Source organism: Piscinibacter sp. PDB1-1, assembly GCF_056675995.1.
In genome coordinates this window covers 252414-272362 of the sequence record NZ_JBWVZJ010000003.1, presented here as the reverse complement: position 1 = coordinate 272362, position 19949 = coordinate 252414, and the positions used below count along the sequence as shown (strand labels likewise).

18 protein-coding genes and 1 tRNA gene are annotated in these 19949 nt (G+C 67.3%); 10 read left to right on the top strand and 9 right to left on the bottom strand.

Annotated elements, in window-relative coordinates; translation table 11 throughout:
- The first annotated feature begins 81 nt into the window (after positions 1–81).
- Positions 82–2049, top strand: coding sequence for an acetate--CoA ligase (gene acs / locus AC1KAR_RS17205; RefSeq protein ID WP_480319903.1), 1968 nt, complete (start codon positions 82–84; stop codon positions 2047–2049).
- A 6-nt stretch (positions 2050–2055) separates the two neighbouring features.
- Here acs and AC1KAR_RS17200 read toward each other — a convergent pair whose 3' ends face one another.
- Both AC1KAR_RS17200 and AC1KAR_RS17195 read right to left on the bottom strand, forming a co-directional pair.
- Complete coding sequence (locus AC1KAR_RS17200) at positions 2056–2823, bottom strand: metallophosphoesterase family protein (RefSeq protein ID WP_480319901.1); 768 nt, start codon at positions 2821–2823, stop codon at positions 2056–2058.
- A 108-nt stretch (positions 2824–2931) separates the two neighbouring features.
- On the bottom strand, positions 2932–3240 hold the full coding sequence (locus tag AC1KAR_RS17195) for a c-type cytochrome (RefSeq protein WP_480319899.1): 309 nt from the start codon (positions 3238–3240) through the stop codon (positions 2932–2934).
- A 126-nt stretch (positions 3241–3366) separates the two neighbouring features.
- Here AC1KAR_RS17195 and AC1KAR_RS17190 point away from each other — a divergent pair, with 126 nt between their 5' ends.
- Entirely contained in the window at positions 3367–3624 is a 258-nt protein-coding gene (locus AC1KAR_RS17190) for a TIGR04438 family Trp-rich protein (protein WP_480319897.1), read from the top strand.
- Between the two features lie 63 nt (positions 3625–3687).
- Here the strand turns inward: AC1KAR_RS17190 and ilvD are convergent, their stop codons facing one another.
- Complete coding sequence (gene ilvD / locus AC1KAR_RS17185; protein ID WP_480319895.1) at positions 3688–5370, bottom strand: dihydroxy-acid dehydratase; 1683 nt, start codon at positions 5368–5370, stop codon at positions 3688–3690.
- A 96-nt stretch (positions 5371–5466) separates the two neighbouring features.
- On the opposite strand from ilvD, the gene AC1KAR_RS17180 reads away from it, so the two are divergent.
- The 5 genes from AC1KAR_RS17180 (at position 5467) to AC1KAR_RS17160 (ending at position 11244) form a co-directional block, all read left to right on the top strand.
- Positions 5467–6405: a LysR family transcriptional regulator gene (locus AC1KAR_RS17180; protein ID WP_480319893.1), complete on the top strand. Its 939-nt coding sequence runs from the start codon at positions 5467–5469 to the stop codon at positions 6403–6405.
- Positions 6406–6478: 73 nt separating this feature from the next.
- Complete coding sequence (gene lgt, locus AC1KAR_RS17175; protein WP_480319891.1) at positions 6479–7288, top strand: prolipoprotein diacylglyceryl transferase; 810 nt, start codon at positions 6479–6481, stop codon at positions 7286–7288.
- Positions 7285–7989, top strand: a complete 705-nt coding sequence (gene dnaQ, locus AC1KAR_RS17170) for a DNA polymerase III subunit epsilon (RefSeq protein ID WP_480319889.1) — start codon at positions 7285–7287, stop codon at positions 7987–7989. The genes lgt and dnaQ overlap by 4 nt, the downstream gene beginning before the upstream one ends.
- A gap of 22 nt (positions 7990–8011) precedes the next feature.
- Positions 8012–8086 (top strand) — tRNA-Val (locus tag AC1KAR_RS17165).
- A gap of 341 nt (positions 8087–8427) precedes the next feature.
- The gene (locus AC1KAR_RS17160) at positions 8428–11244 is read left to right on the top strand and encodes a hypothetical protein (protein ID WP_480319887.1); all 2817 of its coding nucleotides are present in this window, start codon (positions 8428–8430) and stop codon (positions 11242–11244) included.
- Positions 11245–11261: 17 nt separating this feature from the next.
- Here the strand turns inward: AC1KAR_RS17160 and AC1KAR_RS17155 are convergent, their stop codons facing one another.
- On the bottom strand, positions 11262–11564 hold the full coding sequence (locus AC1KAR_RS17155; RefSeq protein WP_480319885.1) for a hypothetical protein: 303 nt from the start codon (positions 11562–11564) through the stop codon (positions 11262–11264).
- 101 nt (positions 11565–11665) lie between these two features.
- Between AC1KAR_RS17155 and AC1KAR_RS17150 the strand changes: the two genes are divergently transcribed.
- Positions 11666–12790 (top strand): NAD(P)/FAD-dependent oxidoreductase, encoded by a 1125-nt coding sequence (locus AC1KAR_RS17150; protein WP_480319883.1) that lies wholly within the window; start codon positions 11666–11668, stop codon positions 12788–12790.
- A gap of 26 nt (positions 12791–12816) precedes the next feature.
- Here AC1KAR_RS17150 and AC1KAR_RS17145 read toward each other — a convergent pair whose 3' ends face one another.
- The 5 genes from AC1KAR_RS17145 to AC1KAR_RS17125 form a co-directional block, all read right to left on the bottom strand.
- Positions 12817–15582: a carboxypeptidase regulatory-like domain-containing protein gene (locus tag AC1KAR_RS17145; protein ID WP_480319881.1), complete on the bottom strand. Its 2766-nt coding sequence runs from the start codon at positions 15580–15582 to the stop codon at positions 12817–12819.
- 38 nt (positions 15583–15620) lie between these two features.
- On the bottom strand, positions 15621–16019 hold the full coding sequence (locus AC1KAR_RS17140) for a hypothetical protein (protein ID WP_480319879.1): 399 nt from the start codon (positions 16017–16019) through the stop codon (positions 15621–15623).
- Between the two features lie 38 nt (positions 16020–16057).
- Positions 16058–16963, bottom strand: a complete 906-nt coding sequence (locus tag AC1KAR_RS17135; protein WP_480319877.1) for a c-type cytochrome — start codon at positions 16961–16963, stop codon at positions 16058–16060.
- A 31-nt stretch (positions 16964–16994) separates the two neighbouring features.
- Positions 16995–17759 carry a hemerythrin domain-containing protein gene (locus tag AC1KAR_RS17130; RefSeq protein ID WP_480319875.1) on the bottom strand — a complete coding sequence of 255 codons (765 nt, stop codon included), beginning with the start codon at positions 17757–17759 and terminating at the stop codon, positions 16995–16997.
- 179 nt (positions 17760–17938) lie between these two features.
- A complete protein-coding gene (locus AC1KAR_RS17125; protein WP_480319874.1) occupies positions 17939–18277 on the bottom strand; it encodes a cupin domain-containing protein in 339 nt (112 codons plus the stop codon).
- 112 nt (positions 18278–18389) lie between these two features.
- On the opposite strand from AC1KAR_RS17125, the gene AC1KAR_RS17120 reads away from it, so the two are divergent.
- Positions 18390–18923 carry a sigma-70 family RNA polymerase sigma factor gene (locus AC1KAR_RS17120; RefSeq protein WP_480319873.1) on the top strand — a complete coding sequence of 178 codons (534 nt, stop codon included), beginning with the start codon at positions 18390–18392 and terminating at the stop codon, positions 18921–18923.
- Positions 18896–19912, top strand: a complete 1017-nt coding sequence (locus AC1KAR_RS17115; protein ID WP_480319871.1) for a FecR family protein — start codon at positions 18896–18898, stop codon at positions 19910–19912. The genes AC1KAR_RS17120 and AC1KAR_RS17115 overlap by 28 nt, the downstream gene beginning before the upstream one ends.
- Positions 19913–19949 lie beyond the last annotated feature (37 nt).

Here is a 19949-nt window from a genome sequence, read left to right as displayed (position 1 = left end):
CTTGCTGCGTGAAGTAAGCCGTTCGTAAGAGCTCCCGCATATGGTGCGGGCCAGTGAACACAACCACGCCAGGAGACGCCAATGACCGAAGCCGCCAAGCTTTATCCGCCCCCCGCCGAACTCGCCCGGGCAGCGCATGTCAGCGGCATGGCCGCCTACGACAGGCTGTGCGCTGAGGCCGAGGCGGACTACGAAGGCTACTGGTCGCGCCTCGCACGCGAATTCGTCACCTGGAAGACGCCCTTCACCAAGGCGCTCGACAGCAGTGATGCGCCGTTCTTCAAGTGGTTCGAGGACGGCACGCTGAACGTCTCGTACAACTGCCTGGACAAGCAGGTCGAGGCGGGCCTGGGCGACAAGGTCGCGCTGATCTTCGAGGCCGACGATGGCCAATCCACCCGGGTGACCTACAGCGAGTTGCTCGCCAAGACCTGCCGCATGGCCAATGCGCTGAAGGCGCAGGGCGTCAAGAAGGGCGACCGTGTCGTTATCTACATGTCGATGTCTGTCGAGGGCGTGGTGGCCATGCAGGCTTGCGCGCGCGTCGGTGCGACCCACTCGGTGGTGTTCGGCGGCTTCTCGGCCCAAAGCCTGCGCGACCGCATTCAGGATGCCGGCGCCGTCATGGTCATCACGGCCGACGAACAACTGCGCGGCGGCAAGCAGCTGGCGCTGAAAGCGATCGTCGACGAAGCCTTCGGGCTCGGCGGTTGCGAGACGGTCGAAAGCGTGATCGTCTACAAGCGGACTGGCGGCAGCATCGCCTGGGAGCCCTCGCGCGACAAGTGGATGCACGAGCTCACCGCGAGCCAGCCCGAGACCTGCGAGCCCGAATGGGTGGGCGCGGAACACCCGCTCTTCCTGCTGTACACCTCGGGCTCCACCGGCAAGCCCAAAGGCGTGCAGCATTCGACGGGCGGCTACCTGCTGCACGCGGCGCTCACCACCAAGTGGACTTTCGACCTCAAGCCCGACGACATCTTCTGGTGCACCGCCGACATTGGCTGGGTGACCGGCCACACGTACATCGCCTATGGGCCCCTGGCGCTCGGCGGCACGCAGATCGTCTTCGAGGGCGTGCCGACCTACCCTGACGCCGGGCGCTTCTGGAAGGTCATCGAGACGCACAAGGTCAACATCTTCTACACGGCGCCCACGGCGATCCGCTCGCTGATCAAGGCGGCCGAGAGCAATGAAGCCGTGCACCCGAAGAAGTACGACCTGAGCAGCCTGCGCATCCTCGGCTCGGTGGGCGAGCCGATCAACCCGGCCGCCTGGGAGTGGTACCACCAACACGTGGGTGGCGGCCGCTGCCCGATCGTCGACACCTTCTGGCAGACCGAGACCGGCGGCCATGTGATCACGCCGCTGCCGGGTGCTACGCCCTTGGTGCCCGGCTCGTGCACGCTGCCTTTCCCGGGCATCCAGGCGGCCGTCGTCGACGAGACCGGCAAGGACGTTCCCAACGGCCAGGGCGGCATCCTCGTGATCAAGAAGCCGTGGCCGTCGATGATCCGCACGATCTACGGCGACCCCGAGCGCTTCAAGAAGAGCTACTACCCCGAGGACTTCAAGGGCAAGTACTACCTGGCCGGCGACGGCGCGATCCGCGACGAAAGGACGGGCTACTTCACGATCACCGGCCGCATCGACGACGTGCTGAACGTCAGCGGCCATCGCATGGGCACGATGGAGATCGAATCGGCGCTCGTCTCCTGCACCGAGCTGGTGGCTGAGGCCGCCGTGGTCGGCCGGCCGGATGAGACCACCGGCGAGGCGATCTGCGCCTTCGTGGTGCTCAAGCGGCCCCGCCCCACGGGCGACGAGGCCAAGGCCATAGCCAAGCAGTTGCGAGATTGGGTCGGCAAGGAGATCGGCCCTATCGCCAAGCCCAAGGACATCCGCTTCGGCGACAACCTGCCCAAGACCCGCAGCGGCAAGATCATGCGCCGCCTGCTGCGCTCGGTGGCCAAGGGCGAGGCCGTGACGCAGGACACCTCGACGCTCGAGAACCCGGCCATCCTGGAGCAGTTGGGCCAGGCCTACTGAAGCGACTCAAGCGTTCGTCTCGTACACGCACACCAGCTCCTTGGCGGTGATGCGTGTCTCGTGCGGGTAACCGAAGGCGTTGTTGATGTACCAGGTGCCGTCGAGTTGGACCCGGCGGTTCACGTGGCTGTGCCCATACACGTGCACCTTCGGACGCAGCGCGCGCACCTGCTCGCCGAGGGCCGTGCTGCCGAGGATCGGGTAGATGAAGCGCCGATCCAGCGGGATGCGCTCGGGCATCACGTCGATTCGCGGCAGAAAGTGCGAGTACGACACGATCACTTCTGATTCCGAACGGCGGCGGTAGGTGTTCATCGCGAGAAATCGATCGGTGATCTCGCGCTGGCCGAAGCCCGGTGGCCAGCGGCACGCCCGGTAGTCGACCCAGGCGGCGCGCAGGTCTGCGCCCGGTGTGCCGAACGAGTCGTCGTACCAGCCCAGCAAAGGCACGATGCTCAGGTTGCCGTGATGGACGACCTCGGTGCTCGCGCCGGCCGAGCGGGCCAGAGCCTGAACCCGTTCGAACTTTCCGAATGAATCGAGCTCCGCCTCGTCGCGCCGCACCCAGAGGTCGTGATTGCCTGGCACAAACAAGACCTGGCGAAAGCAGCGTGCGAGCGCCTCCAGGCAGATGCGGACCCGGTCCGCCACATCGGACACATCGCCCGCGACGATGAGCACGTCGTCCACATACTCGCTGCGCGAAAGCTGCTGCACCCAGAGCGCATTGGGCTCGTAGTCGACGTGCAGGTCAGAGATGGCGAAGACGCGCATGGCGGGTGATTTGGCGAGCTGCCTGGTAGAAAAAGAGCGGGAAGAAGAAGAGCCAAAAACGAGAAGGCCCCGCAGGGGCGGGGCCTCAGGTGCCGGAGATCGCTGCGATCACTTGATCGTCAGGATCCACTGCACGAGCTGCTTGGCTTCGGCATCGCTCACGGCCGTGTTGGCCGGCATCGGGACCGGGCCCCAGACGCCTGCGCCGCCCTTGATGACCTTTTGCGACAGCTTGTCCACGGCGTCCTTCTGGCCGGCGTACTTGGCTGCCACGTCCTTGTACGAGGGGCCGACCAGCTTCTTGTCGGTGGCATGGCAGGCCATGCAGTTCTTCTTCTGCGCCAACTCGGCGTTGGCGAAGGCCGGGCCTGCGACCAGTGCGGATGCGGCAAAAATCAGTGAAAGCGACGACTTCATGGGTTCCTTTCGGTGCCTGACCGTGTACTGTGAATTACATTGCAGCACAGTTGCTTCAACGCATTCTATGGCCCGGGGTTGACCCAGGGCTTCTAGCGAGGCAACGTGTTTGAGGCTTTCTGCACCATGTACTTCGTCATCCTGGGTGTCTTGTTGCTGGTCATGAAGATGGCCGAGTTCGGGCCGGTGGCCTTGTGGTCGTGGCCTGCGGTGCTGTGGCCCTTCCTGGCGGCCGTGGTCTGGTGGGCGTGGGCCGACGGCACCGGTTACACCAAGCGCCGCGAAATGGACAAGATGGACGACCGCGTCGCCAAACGTCGCGAAGAAAATCTCGCGAACCTGGGCATGGACGTCAAGGGGCGGCGTTTCAAGCGCAAGCGTTGAATCGCGGCAAGCGCCAAAGAAAAAGCGGCCCGCGGGCCGCTTTTTTCATGGGTGCAGCAGAAATCACTCGAACTTGTCGAGCACCGCGCCCGAGCTGGCGCTCGCCGCATTGCGCATGAACTTGGCCAGCACGCCACGTGTGTAGCGGGGCGGGGGGGCCTTCCACTCGGCGCGGCGCTTCGCCAGGTCGGCATCGCTCACGTTGAGTTGCAGGGTCAGCGAGTGGGCGTCGATGGTGATCGAGTCGCCCTCGTGCACGAGCGCAATGTTGCCGCCCGCGTACGCCTCGGGTGCGACGTGGCCGACGACCATGCCCCAGGTGCCGCCGGAAAAGCGGCCATCAGTGATCAGGCCCACCGATTCGCCCAGACCCTGGCCGATCAGCGCACCCGTGGGGGCCAGCATCTCGGGCATGCCGGGGCCGCCCTTGGGGCCGAGGTAGCGCAGCACCATCACGTCGCCGGCCTTGATCTTCTGCGCCATGATCGCTTCGAGCGCCGATTGCTCGTCGTCAAAGACGCGCGCCGGCCCGGTGATCACCGGGTTCTTCAGGCCGGTGATCTTGGCCACGCAGCCTTCGGGCGAGAGGTTGCCCTTCAGGATGGCCAGGTGGCCCTGCTCGTACATCGGCTTGTCGATCGGGCGGATGACGCTCTGCTCGGTGCTGGGCACATCGGCGATCTCGGCGAGGTTCTCGGCAACGGTCTTGCCGGTGATGGTCATGCAGTCGCCGTGCAGCAGCCCGGCTTTCAGCAGCGTCTTCATCACCTGCGGGATGCCGCCGGCGCGGTGCAGATCGACGGCGAGGAACTGGCCCGAGGGCTTTAGGTCGCACAGCACGGGGATCCTCTTGCGAACGCGCTCGAAGTCATCGATCGTCCATTCGACCTCGGCCGCATGGGCGATCGCCAGGAAATGCAGCACCGCGTTGGTCGAGCCGCCGGTTGCCATGATCACGGCCACCGCGTTCTCGATCGACTTGCGCGTGACGATGTCGCGCGGCTTGAGGTCCTTCTTGACCGCTTCGACCAGCACGGCGGCGGCCTTCTTGGTGCTCTCGACGATCTCGTCGTGCACGTTGGCCATGGTGCTGGAGAAAGGCAGGCTCATGCCCAGCGCCTCGAACGACGAGCTCATCGTGTTGGCGGTGTACATGCCGCCGCAGGAGCCCGTGCCCGGGATGGCACGCCGCTCGATCTGGCAGAAGTCTTCTTCGTTCATGTTGCCGGCGCTGAACTGGCCGACCGCTTCGAAGACGCTGACGATGTTGAGGTCCTGGCCCTTGTACTTGCCCGGCAGGATGGTGCCGCCGTACACGTAGATTGCGGGCACGTTGGCGCGCAGCATGCCCATCATGCCGCCCGGCATGTTCTTGTCGCAGCCGCCGACGACCAGAACGCCGTCCATCCACTGGCCGCCCACGCAGGTCTCGATGCAGTCGGAAATGACTTCGCGCGACACCAGGCTGTACTTCATGCCTTCGGTGCCCATGGCCATGCCATCGCTGATGGTGGGCGTGCCGAAGATCTGGGCATTGCCGCCGGCAGCCTCGATGCCGGCCACGGCGGCATCGGCCAGCTTTTGCAGGCCGGCATTGCAAGGCGTGATCGTCGAGTGCCCGTTGGCCACGCCGATCATCGGCTTCTTGAAGTCGCCCTCTTCGTAGCCCAGGGCGTAGTACATCGAGCGGTTGGGGGCGCGGGCAACGCCTTCGGTGATGTTCTTGGAGCGGCGGTTGGAGCTCATGTCGGTTCCTGGCGGTTTGCGGGGAGGGCGCCAGTATTCCGCGGCGGGCTACTTGCGTCCAATATATCTACCTGTTGGCATTAATATGTGCGGCGTATGAGCGATGTGACTTTGCAGATCGAGTTGCGGGTATGGCGGCAGTTTCTGGTGCTGGCCGAGACGCTGCATTTCGGGCGCGCCGCGCAGAAGCTGCACATCACGCAGCCGCCGCTGACGCTGGCGATCCAGCAGCTCGAATCCCGCCTGGGCGTACCCCTGTTCGAGCGCACGCGGCGCCAGGTGGCGCTCACGCCGGCCGGGCGGGCGCTCGTCGAGCCGGTGCGCCAGTTGCTTCTGCAGGCCGCGTCGCTCCCGGGGATTGCCCTGTCGGCCGGTCACGGGGCGGTGGGGCGGCTTCGCCTTGGGTTCGTGTCGACCGTGGGCTTCGGGCCGCTTCCGGGGTGGCTGCGCGGGTTCCGGGAGGCCGAGCCCGGCGTGGAGATCGTTCTGCGCGAAGCCACCACCGACGTTCAATTGCGCGCCTTCGAGCAAGGCGAGGCCGATGCGGGCTTCGTGCTGCACGCGCCCAACATGGCCCCCGAGGGCGCGGCTCAACCGCTGTCGCGCCTGTCGGTGAGCGTCGAGCCCATGGTGCTGGCCGTGCCCGAGGCGTCCGCCTTGAACAGCGCCCGCCGGTTGACCTTGGCGCAGATCCTGTCTGAGCCGCTCATCATCTTTCCTCGCGGCATCGCGCCTTCGCTGTATGACGCTGTGCTGGCGTTCTATCACCGCCACAGCGCATCGCTGGTCATTGCGCAAGAGGCGATCCAGATGCAGACGATCGTCAACCTGGTGTCTGCCGGCCTCGGCCTCGCCTGGGTGCCGGAATCGGTGACCACGCTCCAGCGCCCCGGCGTGGTGTACCGGCGCCTGCCCACCGCGCTGGTGGCCGCGGCGCCGCGGGCCGAGACCAGCCTGGTGTGGCCTGCCGACGCCGGTCCGGTGGTGGCGCGCTTCGTGGAGTACGTCAAGCGTTCGACGACCGAGCTGGAGTGACGCTCAGCCGCTTGCGGGGGGTAAGCAGGGCGGTGCGGTATCGTTCGCGCTGCTCACGATTGCCCCCTTGCCCATGCTTGTTCATCCCCAGTTCAACCCCATCGCCCTGCAGGTCGGCCCCGTGGCCATCCACTGGTATGGGCTGACCTATCTGGTGGCCTTCGGCCTCTTCCTGTGGCTGGCGTCAATCCGGGTCAAGAAGCCGTGGTTCGCCGAGGCCGGCTGGACGCGCCGCGATATCGAAGACATGCTCTTCTACGGCGTGCTGGGCGTGGTGATCGGCGGCCGTCTGGGCTTCGTGCTGTTCTACAACCTTGATCACTACCTGCGCAATCCGCTCGAAGTGTTCGCCGTCTGGAAAGGCGGCATGTCGTTCCACGGGGGCTTGTTGGGCGTGATGGTGGCTATCGGCCTGTTTGCCCGCTTGCGCAAGCGCCCGGTGTTGCAGGCGCTCGATCTCGTGGCCCCGTGCGTGCCGCTGGGCCTTGCGTCCGGGCGCATCGGCAACTTCATCAATGGCGAACTCTACGGGCGCTTCGCCGACCCGAGCCTGCCCTGGGCGATGGTGTTCCCGCAATCGGGCAGTGACGAGCCGCGCCACCCGTCGCAGCTCTATCAGTTCGGCCTTGAAGGTGTGCTGCTCTTCGTGCTGTTGTGGATCTACGCGCGCAAGGAGCGCCCGATTGGCCAGGTGGGTGCGGCCTTCGTGTTCGGCTATGGGGTGTGCCGCTTCACGGCCGAGTACTTCCGCCAACCCGACAAGGGCCTGGAGCACCTGCCGCTGGGCCTGAGCATGGGGCAGTGGCTGTGCATCCCGATGATCCTGGGCGGCATCGGCCTGTGGTTGTGGGCGGGGCGCCGTCAGGCCAAGGTGGGCGCATGAGGCAGATCTTCTTCGATACCGAAACAACGGGCCTGAGCCCCGAGTCGGGCGACCGCATCATCGAGATCGGTTGCGTGGAGATGGTGAACCGTCGCCTTACCGGCAACAACAAGCACTTCTATCTCAACCCCGAGCGGCCGAACCACGAAGACGCGGTGCGGATCCACGGCCTGACCGACGAGTTCCTGGCCGACAAGCCGCTGTTCGCGGCCGTGGCCGAGGAACTGCTCGAGTACCTGGCCGGGGCGGAAGTCATTGCGCACAACGCGAGCTTCGACGTTGGCTTCTTCAACGAAGAGCTTCGCCGCCTGGGCAAGCCCAAGTTCCCGAGCTTCGTCAGCCAGGTCACCGACACCCTGGTGATGGCGCGCGAGATGTTCCCGGGCAAGTCGAACTCGCTCGATGCGCTGTGCAAGCGCCTGGAGGTCGACAACTCCAACCGCACGCTGCATGGCGCCTTGCTCGACGCGGGCCTGCTGGCGGAGGTCTATATCCGGCTGACCCGAGGTCAGGACTCGCTCGTCATCGACGCCAGCGAGGCGGCAGGCGGTGAAGTGGTTCTGGCGGTGGTCGATTTCAGCCAGTTCGAGCTGCAGGTGGTCGCCGCGAACGAGGCCGAGCTCGCGGCCCACGAGGGCGTGCTGGCCGAACTGGACAAGGCTTCAGGCGGCAAGACGACTTGGCGCGAGCTTGTGGCATAATCTGCGGCTTCCCGAATATTTCGGGCGGTTAGCTCAGTGGTAGAGCACTGCCTTCACACGGCAGGGGTCGCAGGTTCGAACCCTGCACCGCCCACCAAGCACAAGGCCTTGCAGGTTTGAACACCTGCAAGGCTTTTTTGCTTGTGCGGGGTACGAAGGGGCGCGCCGCAGCGTGCCCATGCAACTCAGGCTTGCTCTTCGTGCCAACTCCTCCTCGCTCTGGCGAACCGCACGCTGCGCGCCTGCCCCTGCCGCCATCTGGCGGTGGATGATCGCGCGCGCCGATGCGCAGGTTTGCCTGCGGGCGCTCCATAGCGCACCCGTTCGCGACAACCTGCGGGTTTTCAAGGGTGCAGCTGCTTCTATTTGTTGCAGGTGCAACTGGCATGCTCCTGTACGCTTGCGGCCCTCTTTGTCCGCCGTTCCCCGCCGTTCCTCATGCTGTCGATCCGGACCCTGGTTTTCCTCACGTGTTGTTGGCTTGCAGGCGCGGCATCGGCGCAGAGCATCGAACCCGCTTCCGATTGGCAGTCCGCCGAGACGGCACACTTTCGCGTCAACTACCGCTCCGCATGGCGCTCGCAGGCCGAGCGCGTGGCGCAGGCTGCGGAGCGGGCCTATCCGCGGATCACGCGGGCACTGGAGTGGGAGCCGCGCGGGCGCACCGAGATCCTGCTGATCAACCAGTTCGACCTGCCGAACGGCTACTCCACGCCGATCCCATACAACGTGATCGGCGTCTACCTGTCGCCCCCCGACGATGGCGAACTGCTCGACAACAGCGACTGGCTCGATCTGCTGCTCACACACGAGCTCACTCACACGGTGCATCTCGACAAGGTGCGCGGATCGCAGGGCGTGCTGCAACACATCTTCGGGCGCATTCCCTTGTTCTTCCCCAACCTCTACGAGCCGGGCTGGGCGATCGAGGGGTTGGCCGTCTATCAGGAAAGCGACCCCTCGCGCGGGCGAGGGCGCCTGCGTGGCGAGTCGTTCGAGGCCTGGCTGCGCGCGGAGTCGCAGACCGGGTTCCTGTCCTTGCGCGAGATCAATGCGGACGGCCGCGCCTTGCCGGTCTCCAAGATGTACCTCTACGGTGCCTACTTCTACGAGTACCTGGCGCGCGTGTACGGCACGCAGTCCATCTACAAACTTGTCGATGGCTACAGCGGCAACCCGCCGCTCTGGCCGCGCCTGCATTCCAACCCCGTGCAGGCCACCGGCAAGACGATGGATGTGTTGTGGGAGGAGTTCCTGGCCGACCTGAAGCAACAGGTCGCGCAGCGCGCCGAACCCCTGGCGCGCGCGCCCCAGGCGGTGGGTGACTCCCTGCTCGGCCCGGTCTTCGGCCTGGGCTCGGTTGCCGGCCTCCCAGGCGGCGCCGCGCTGGCCGTGGTGGACAACGGCCTCAACCATCCCAAGCTCGTGAAGCTCGCGGTTGACGGAAGCCGCACCGAACTGGCCGATGTGCACCGCGAGGCTCGTCTCGATGTGTCGGCCAACGGCGGCGTACTGCTCACGCAGCCCGACTTCTGCAACGACTGGCGCTTCATGGTCTTCGACCTGTACCGCGTGCAGGCCGATGGCGCGATCACGCAGCTCACGCAGTGCGCCCGGTTGCGTCGCGCGGTGCAGGCGGGCGATGCGATCGCCGCCTTGCAGCAGGGCGAGGGTCGCACGCGGCTCGTGATGCTCGATGCCGAAGGCCGGTTGCAGCGCACGCTCTGGGAGCCACCGGCTGATGTGACCCTGATCGACCTCGCTGCGTCGCCCGATGGCCGCCAGCTCAGCGTCATCAGCAAACGCGGTGGCGACTGGCGTGTGCAGGCCTTCGACCTCGCGCAGCCCGATGCCGCGCCGCGCCTGCTGTTCACGCACGACGCGCCACTGGTCGACATGAGCCATGGGCCCACCGGGTTGGAGTTCATTGCGGCGCGCGATGGCGTGTTCAATGTGTGGCGGCTTGAGGGTGATACCTGGGTGCGCCTCACCCACAGCCACACTGGTGTGATGGCGCAAGGCGGCAGTCAAGCCGACGGGTCGCTGGCGCTCGTGACGGTGGCGTCCGGCGGATACGAGCTGCGCCGCATGGCCGCCGCCGGGCCGCTGCAGCGTGTGCCGGTGGTACGTGCCGTCGCGAGTGTTGCAGCGCCGCCGCAGCCCGATGCGCCCGCCCAACTCGGTGAAGGCGAGGCGTACAGCCCCTGGCGTACCTTGGCGCCGCGCTCCTGGTTCCCGGTGGCGATCGCAGACGAAGGTCTGTTCTCGGCCGGCGCCACCACCTTCGGCTCCGACGCTCTGGGTTGGCATGTTTATGCGGCCGCCTTGCAGTACGAAGTCACGCAGGGCGAACTGCTCGGCGACCTGCAGTACCTGTTTCAGGATCAGCATCTCTTCTCGCTGCGCCGCGACCTGACCGCACGCGCCTGGAAGCCCGGCACGAACAGCGACGAAGTCACGGCCTACGACCGCAACACCCGGGCGCAGTGGTTGAGCCTGTTCCCCTGGGCGCGTGTGGACCGCACCGTCGCCTTCGGCGTCGGGGCCTCCATCAAGGACACGGACCGCGTGCACCCGGAGCTCGTGCGCGGCGCACCGCCGCGCGATGAGCGCCTGCTCGCCGCCTTGCTCAGCTACAACAGCAGCGGGAGCAACTGGTGGTCGGAGGGGCGCAACCGCGGCCAGCATGCGCAATTGCTCTTCGAGAGCTACAAGCCCTTCGCGCGCAGCGGCCGAGACGACTACGACGGCAACGTGTTGCGGCTCGACTGGCGCGGCTACGTGCCGCTGGGTCGCACCGTGCTGGGCCTGCGCTACACCGAGGCGTATGCCAACGGGAGCACCGAACGCTTCCAGCTCGGTGGCGCGATCGACCCGCAGCTTCAGTTGGGCATCGCCCTCGATGACCGCGACATCATGCTGCGCGGCTATCGCGGCGACGAGGCCAACCTGCGTGGCGCGAATGCACGCGCGGCGAGCATCGAGTGGCGCGCCCCCATTGCCGACATCGACCAGCACTTCATGGTGCCTGCGGTCGGCATCAACCGCTTGTCGGGTGCGGCCTACTTCGACGTGGGTGGCGCGTGGGACGACGGCCACGGCCCGCAGAACTACCAGCGAGGCGTGGGTGTCGAACTGCTCGGAGAACTCAAGTTCCTGTACGCGATGGGCCTGCAAGTGCGCCTGGGCGTGGCGCGCGGGCTGGACGAACCCAAGGGCACCCGCGGCTACTTCGGGCTGGGCCACGCCTTCTGAGGCGCGGGGGCCGGGCCTCAGTGCATCTTGTCGCGCGGCGGCTTGCGGAACGACTTCGGCTTGTAGACGTTGCCTTCCCAGGTGCCGTCGCGGTCGTCCCGAGCGCGGCGGATCGCGTCGTCGGTCACCTGCCTGGCCAGCTTGCGCGAGGTGCGCCAGTGGTACAGCCGCAGCGCCGCCAGGCGCGCGGCGGCGTAGGCCTTGCGAGCTCGGGCGTCGATGGCGTGGCGGCGGCGCGTGCCCACCAGCAGCCGCAACATCAGGGCGACGCAAACCACGAGGATCGCGATGGACAACATGGTGCTGAACATGGCTGCCATGGTAGCCGCGGGCTGATCTTCGTTGGCTGAGAATTGGCCGATCTCCCTGGCGTAGTACGGGCTGGGGAGGGCACAACGACAAGGCACGCGGAGCAGAAGCGATGGATCGAGTCGAGGCAGTGGTGGTCGGGGCGGGCGTGGTCGGGCTGGCCGTGGGCCGGGCGCTGGCGCAGCGGGGCCTGGAGACGCTGGTGCTGGAGTGCGAGACCGCCATCGGCATGGGGGTCAGCTCGCGCAACAGCGAGGTGATGCATGCCGGCCTCTACTACGCGGCAGGATCGCTGAAGGCGAGGCTGTGCGTGCAGGGCAAGCAGCTGCTCTATGCGTTCTGTGAATCGCATGGCGTGCCGCACAGTCGTTGCGGCAAGTTGGTGGTGGCGACCGACGGCAGCCAGCTTGGCGGGCTGGAGGTGCTGATGAAGAAGGCCGCGGCCAACGGTGTGCGCGACCTCAGGCGCTTGACGGCGGCCGAAGCCATCGCGATGGAGCCGCAGCTTGCCTGCAGCGGGGCCATCCTCTCGCCCTCGACCGGCATCGTCGACAGCCATGCCCTGATGCTCGCGCTGCTGGGTGATCTGCAGGCGGCCGGCGGCGACGTGGCGCTTTCTTCTCCGGTCGAGCGCATCCGCTGTGGGGCTGGCGAGCATGTGCTGTACGTGGGTGGCAGCGAACCAATGGAGCTGGGTGCGCGCATCGTGGTCAATGCCGCAGGGCTGTGGGCGCCGAAGCTCGCCGCTGCCACGCAAGGGCTTGGCTCCGTCTACGTGCCAACGCCCCACTTCAGCCGTGGCTGCTACTTCTCGCTCGCAGGCCGAGCCCCGTTCTCACGTCTGGTCTACCCGTTGCCGCAAGACGCCTGGCTCGGGGTTCATCTCACGCTGGACATGGGCGGTCAGGCGCGCTTCGGCCCCGACGTGGAGTGGCTGCCGGACGGCGTCACCGAGCCACTCGACTACCGCGTCGACCCGGCGCGCTCGGCCGGGTTCTATGACGACGTGCGCCGCTACTGGCCCGGCCTGCCCGACGGCTCGCTGCAAGCGGCCTACAGCGGCATCCGGCCGAAGATCCATGCACGCGACGAGCCGGCGCCCGATTTCCGCATCGACGGCCCGGCGCTGCATGGCATTGCAGGCCTGGCCAACCTGTTCGGCATCGAGTCGCCGGGCCTCACCTCATCGCTCGCGCTGGCCGACGAGGTCATCGCGCGACTCGGCCTCCCGGCTTAGCGGCGCGGCCAGGTCGTCGCGCTTCATCACCGCGCCAACGCAGGTGGCTTGCTGGCGCCGACCCGCGAGCGCAGCGGCGTTGCCCGGCCCAGGCCTTGCGGGGCGCTCAACACCTCGATCGCATAGCCGCCGCTGCTGCCGCTCACGCGGGCGATGGTCTGCCCATCGGCGGTGATGATCACCGTGCCGCTGCCGCTGGCAAGGCGGCCCTGAGTATCGAACTCGAGCTGCACATGGCCATCGAGCACGTACCGAACATTGCCGCGCGTGAAGCTCAGCTGCGCGTACTCCTGCCGCGAGAGCTGCGGCCTCGGACCCGCGGCGGTTTCGAGTGTGACGTGGTGGCTGCGCACCGAGCCACCGTTGATCGTGGTTGCGACGCCAGTGCCGGCATCGGTGAGCGACATGTCCGTGCCCGGCACGAAGCGCAGCGACACGGTCTCCTGGTTGCCGTTGACGCTGCCATCGAGTTCGATACGCGCGCTCCCGTTCACGCGCGTCGAGAAGAGGTCGCCATTGATGTCGGTGTCGGAGACCACGAGGTCGGTGATGGTGGCCTGCGCGTTGCCTGCGCGTCGCGCGGTGTCGCTGAAGGTGTAGGCCAGGCTGCTGCTGCCTGCAAAGCCATTGCCGAACTCGCCGGTGCAGGCGTCGAAGCGTGCCCCCAACGTGTGTTGGCCCAGCGGGTAGCTCTGGCCGGCGGCAGGAGCGGCCGCTCCATCGAGCGTGAGCGCCGCGTTGCCGCCGATGCACACATCGCCGATCGGCTTGGCGCGGAAGTCGCCGTCGATGAAGAGCATGGGCGCGCTGGCGGCGGTGAGGCCCTCGCTCCACGACATCATTAGCCTGAGCACGCGCGCCTGCTCGTCGGCCGTGCCGGTGCTGAGCACGAGCATGGCCGTTGCGCTGGTGACACTGCCTTGGCCGTTGCTCACGACCACGCGGTACGGCACGCCGATGTCGCCTGCGGCGACGCTCGGGATCGTCAGCACATTGCCGGTGGCGCCAGCGACGTCGACGCCGTTGCGTTGCCATTGGTAGCTGAGCGTGCCGCTGCTTGCGGCGTTGACGGCAAAACTCGCGCTACCGCCAATGGTGGTGACCATGCTGAACGGCTGCGTGATGATCACCGGCGCGGCACCGACGGGCAGCACGGTCAGGACGCCGGCGTTGCTCTCGGCCGTGCCGGCGTCGTTGCTCACTCGAACGCTGAACTCGGCGCCGTTGTCGGCCATGGTCGTCACGAGTTGGTAGGTGGCCTGCGTGGCACCGGCGATCGGTGAGCCGTTGCGCAGCCACTGGTAGCTGAAGGGGCCGCTACCTTGGGCCGCGACCGAGAAGGCCGCGGGCTGGCCGGCCAGTGCGGTGGCGTTACCGGGTGATGCGGTTACGCGCGGGGCAATGCCGGAGCCGAAGACCGTCAGGCGCGCGGCCGGGCTCGTGATGCTGCCGGCGACGTTGGTCACCGTCACGGTGTAGGTGGCGCCATCGTCGGCCGGTGTGGTGTCGAACACCCACAGCGTGGCAGTGTTGCTGTTGGGGATGGGCTGGCCATTGCGGCTCCAGCTGTAGCTCATGGGTTGCGAGCCTTCGGCCACGGCCATCATCAGCGCGGCTTCGCCAGCCTGCACCGAGGTGCTGCGCGGGTTTTGCATCATGCGCGGCGCCAGGCGGCCGGGGATGGGCGATGTGGCAGTCTCCAAGCGCAGGCAGGGGCCGCTGATGGCACCACCGGTGTCGCCGACCGTCACTTCGTTGATCGGAGTGATCTGCGACTCGGTGGCGGCCCACACGCTGGTGATGGCGCTCTTGCGCACCGACATCGTGAAGCGGCCCTCGTTGTTGGTGATGGCCGACGTGCGGCCGGAGTAGTCGCTGCCGCTGCCGTTGACGATCACGCCCGCCGCGGGCGAGCCGTCGGCGCGCTGCACGCAGCCTTCGATCTGCACCGTCTCGGCTTCGATGTCGGCGTTCCAGTAGCTGTAGTGGGTGACGTCACCCTGGTAGTAGCGCTCGCCGTTGGCGGCGGTACGCAGCAGGGCCACGCCTTCTTTCACCCAGCGGCCGCTGGCTTCGTCGAAGTGGAAGAGCGGCACCTCGCTCGGCGGGTTGGGCGATCGCGTGGACAAGGGGATGCGGATGCGTGCATCGGTGCCGGGTGCGAGTTGCAGGCGACGTCCGGCGCTGTCGCGCAGGTCGACCTTGATGGCGCCGAAGCTCTCGATCGCGCGCACTTGCCCGCCTTCGAGCGTGGTGTAGCCGCCGGGCATGCGCTCGGGGTCGCGGGCCGGGTCGACGTTGGTCACGCTGGCCGTCACCGGGCCGAGCACGGGTGCGCCGGTCTGGGCGTCGACCAGCGAGCCGGCCGGCACCTGGGCCTGGGCCGCCGTGCCCGGGATGGCGAGCATGGCGCCGGTCTCGGCGTTGAAGGTCTGCGCTGGCGCGAGTTTGAGCAGCCGCACGCGGATGCTGGCGCTGCTGTCGGCGGGCAGGTTGACCAGCGCGGTGTTGCTGCCGTGGTCGGCGGCTTCAACCTGCACCGGCAGGCGTTCGCTCGCGGCCAGGCCGGCAAGCGTGAAACGACCGTCGGACTGCGTTTGTGTACTGACGCCGCCTGCGCTCACGCGGGCGCCGGGCACGGGCTCGTCGCTGTCCATGTCGACCACGATGCCCGTCACGCTGGCGGTGTGCGGGGCGGGTGTGGCGGGTGCCGTGCTGGTGTCGTCGCCGCCGCAGGCGACGAGTACGGTGGTGGCGGCCAGGGCGGCCAGCCAGGTGGAGAAGGTTCTCATGTGTATTGCTCCCTGATGGGGTGTGTCTTGGGGCTTGTTCAGGCGCGCAGGCAGGCGCTCAGCGAGACCGTGTGGCGGCCGGTCATCAGCTCGATGCCCTCGGCTGCCTCGATGGGAGTGGCGAGGCCTAGGCGAATGGTTTGATCGGCGGGCACGCGCAGCGTGAACACGCCTTGCGGGTTGCTGCTGGTGCTGGCCAGCAGGTGCCCGTCGCCGTCGAAGGCGTGCACGCGTGTGGCGTGCGCTTGGTCGTGCGGGTCGACGACACAGCCTTCGATCTGCACCTGCGTGACATCAGTCGTGATGTCAGCCGTGGCAGAAGCGGCAATCGGGGTCTCGGTGGGCGTGGCGCCGGATTCGCTGCCATCGCCGCCGCCGCAGGCGGTGACGAGGCAAAGCGAGGCCAGCGCCGCCACGGTGTGGCGGACGGGGCTCATGGGTTTCCTTGAAGTCGGGTTGTTGAGCGGCCGCGCGTTCAGCGATTGCCGAAGGCCTGCGGGCGCAGCGTCTTGAGGTGCAGGTACAGGGCCTGCACGTCGGTATCGTTCAGCTCCTTGAGCGACAGGAAGGGCATCACCTTGCTGATCTCGGAGCCGTCGGGGCGCTTGCCGGTCTTGAACATGGCGGCAAATGCGTCGGCGCTCGGATAGTGGTGCATCGCGCTGCCTTCGCCGGGCGTCAGGTTGGCGGCGGCCGGCCACTCGGGCGGTGCACCGGGGATCTTGCCGCCGGAGAGTTGCCCGCCATGGCAGCCGATGCAGCTGTTGGCCACATACGCGCCGTGCTGGGCGGTCACGGCATCGGGCACGGGCGCCGATGGCGGCAGCGTGTGGTCGATGACCTCGGCGGCGTCGTGCACGATGCCCACTGCATACAGCGCCTTCACCATGGCCGGCAGCTGCAGGATTGCGCCGCTGCCTTGCGCCGGCGGCATGCTGCGCACGTAGGCCACGAGCGACGCCAGGTCGTCGTCGGTCAGCCGTGCGTAGTCTTCGCTCGGCATCACCATCGCCGGCTTGCCATTCGGCTTGACCCCGTGGCGCAGCGTGCGCACCCAGTCGAGCGGCGTGTAGGCCGCGACCACGCTGCCTGCGCCGGGGGTGATGTTCGGCGCGTGCACATGCATGCCTTGGTCGTTCTTGACCACGTCGCCGCCTGCGCCGTTCACGCCGTGACACTCGGTGCAGCCGCGCGACAGGTACAGGTAGCGGCCGCGTTCGACGCCTGCGGCGTCGCTGCGGAACGCAACTGCCTGCACGGTCACATCGACCGTGCGGTTCATCTTGCGCTCACCGATGTTGGCTCCGGCAAAGAGCGCCGCGGCGCTCAATGCCAGCATGCCGAGTACGGCGATTCCACCTCGCTTGACCCACTTGTTCATTGTTCTGCTCCTCTGGTCGATGGGTGTGCGTTCAAACCGGGCTCGACAGGCCGGCTTGCATCGGCACGCCGACAGCGCGCGAGAGCTTCAGCCAGTCGCGGATGTCGAGGTGCGGGCGCAACATGTCGATGACGGCATCGAACACCGACGCGGGCGCTTGGGCCTTCATGCCGCCGAGCATCCCGGCGCGTTGAATTGGGCTGAGTGCGGGCAAGATCCAGCGCACGCTCAACATGTTGTCGGCCGGGTCGATGCTTGCCAGCAGGCGGTCGTGGATGGCGACCAGTTCCTCGTCGGTGTAGTGCGCCCAGAGCAGCGCGTTGTTGTGCGTTTCCTCGTGATGCATGTGCTGCAGGTTCTCGGCCACGAACAGCGCCAGATGCCTGTACAGGCGAAGCGCCAGCGTCATGCGCTCGCCATCGCTGGCAGCCTGGAGTGCGCGAGACTCCAGGCGCAGCGCCTCGATGCCGTGGATGTGCTCGACGTGGTCGTCGACCGTGCGGCCGGCGCCGCCGGGCACGCGCGCCGCGATCGCGCTGTGCAGGAACTCGTTCTCATGGCCGAGATGGCTCAGGCAGAAGTTGAGCAGCGATTCGAGTTGCGCCATGGTGCGGGCCATGTCTTCGACATCGAACACGTCGACACGACCGACGCGGGCCAGCGTGTCGTTCATGAACGCGCGCAGCCCCTTGTGGATGGGTTCGTACATGTCGAAGCGGGGTGGGGTGGGGACGGCACCGGGCGAGGCCTGCAGGGGCGAGGCGGCGACAGAGGCGGCGAGTGCGGCAGTGTTCATGGTTTATTCCTTGGCGGTTGGCTCGTGGCTGCCGAAACCAGCTTCGGCATGGGACGGCAGTGTTCCGCCTGAGGGAAAACCAGGCATCGCCTGAAGGAGCCATGGCCCGGCGCCCGATGGGCCACCCCCGATGGGGGCGTCTGCAAGGGCGCATGGCCCGCGTTCTCGATGCAGATGCTTCACACGGCAGCGGGCGCGGCGGTGAAGACCGTCACCACGACCAGCGGCGAGGCGGTGTTGTTCACGAGCTGGAAGTCGTCGTGCGGCGGAACGACCAGCGTGCAGGGAGATTGGAATCGCAGCGGTCCGCCATTGATGAGCAGCTTGCCTCCGCCGGCGAGGGCCAGCGCCGCGAAGCTTCCTGCGTGCTGCTGGATCGGCGTTTGCGCCCCCGGCGGCAAGGTGTGCATCCAGATCTGGAAGTCATGGACCCCGCACGCCGGCCCCGCTGCACAGACGAGTCGTTCGCCCGGACGGCAGCCGATGTCGCTCAGGTGGCTGTGGTGGATGACGTACATGCTGGCCAGTGTGGGTGGCCGGCATGTCGCAGGCATCGCCCGAAAGAGCCATCTGGGAAAGCAGGGGTCGTGTATAGAATGAGAACTATTCTTATTTGATGCGCACACCACCATGCGAGCCGCCCGGATCGCCCTCCCAGCCCCACAAGCGCCCAGCGCCAGTCTGGAGCTGCTCTACAACGAGCATCACGGCTGGTTGGTCGGTTGGCTGCGGCACAAGCTGGGCTGTGCGCACCGCGCTGCCGATCTCGCGCACGACACCTTCGTGCGCATCCTCGTGTCGCGCGACGCCCTGTGCGGCATGCAAGAGCCACGCGCCTACCTCACCACCACTGCCAAGCGCCTGCTGATCGACCGTGCCCGCCGCCAGGCGATCGAGGACGCGTACCGCGCCGAGTTGGCGCGCGCCCCCGTGGGGTGGCATGCCTCGCCAGAAGAGACACTGATGGCCGTGCAGGCGCTGGTGCAGATCGGCGAGGCGCTGGCCTCGCTGTCACCCAAGGCGCGGCAGGCCTTCCTGATGCACTACCTTGACGAGCAGCCGCAATCAAGCATCGCTGCTGAACTGGGCTGCTCCGTCCGCATGGTGCAGAAGCATTTGGTTCAGGCACTGCTGCAGTGCCGCCGCGTTCTGCCCTGCGCGTGATGACGGCCAGGGACGCCACCGACGCGATTGCCGAACAGGCAGCGCGCTGGATCGTGCAGCTCAGTAGCGATGACGAGGCTGAACGTGAGCGCGCGCGCTCGGGGTTCGACGCCTGGCGGCATGCCGACCCGCGCCACGCCGAGGCGGCCGCGGGCATGCAGGGCTTGATCGCCCAGGTGCGCACCCGCGGTCCGGCTGGCCACTCGGCCTTGCGCGCTGTGTTCGCGCCGGGTGCTACCGCGCCGAGGCGGGCGCGACGAATCGCGGCTGTGCTGGGGCTGGCGCTGGCCATGGCGCTGCCGGGCTGGCTGGCGCTGCGCACGCAGTCCGTGTCCTACCTGATGGCCGATCTGCGCAGCGCGCCGGGCCAGTGGGATGAGCACACGTTGCCCGATGGCACGCGCATCACGCTCGCTGGCCACAGCGCCGTCAATCTGCGCTACGACGCGACTCTGCGCCGCATCGAGTTGGTGCAGGGTGAGGTGCTCATCGACGTCGCCAAGGACGCCGCCCGCCCACTTGTTGTCGAGACACCGCATGGGCGCATGCGCGCGCTGGGCACCCGCTTCGTGGCGGGCCGCAGCGAAGAGCGAACCGAGCTCAGTGTGCTGGAGTCGCTCGTGGAGGCGAGCGCGTCGTCCGTCCCTGCGCAGCCGGTGCTGGTGCAACCCGGCCAGCGCGTGCAGATCCGTGCCGATGGGGTGGGGCCTCTTGACGCCATCGACGTGCGCAGCGTGAGCGACGCGTGGCAGCACCCTCAACTGCTGGTAAGCAACCGGCCCCTGACGGAGGTGTTGGATGAGCTGGCCCGCCACCGCAGCGGCTTCATCCACTACGACCGAGGGCAACTGGCAGGCTTGCGTGTGTCGGCGGTGCTTCCGCTCGATGACACCGAGCGCGCGCTGCGTTTGCTGGGTCACAGCTTCCCGCAGCTGAGGGTGCGGAAGGTTTCGCCGTACCTGGTGCTCGTCGACGTCCCGGGCAGCTGAAATTTTTCATCGCGGCGGTTCGTGTTCAGGGGTTTCG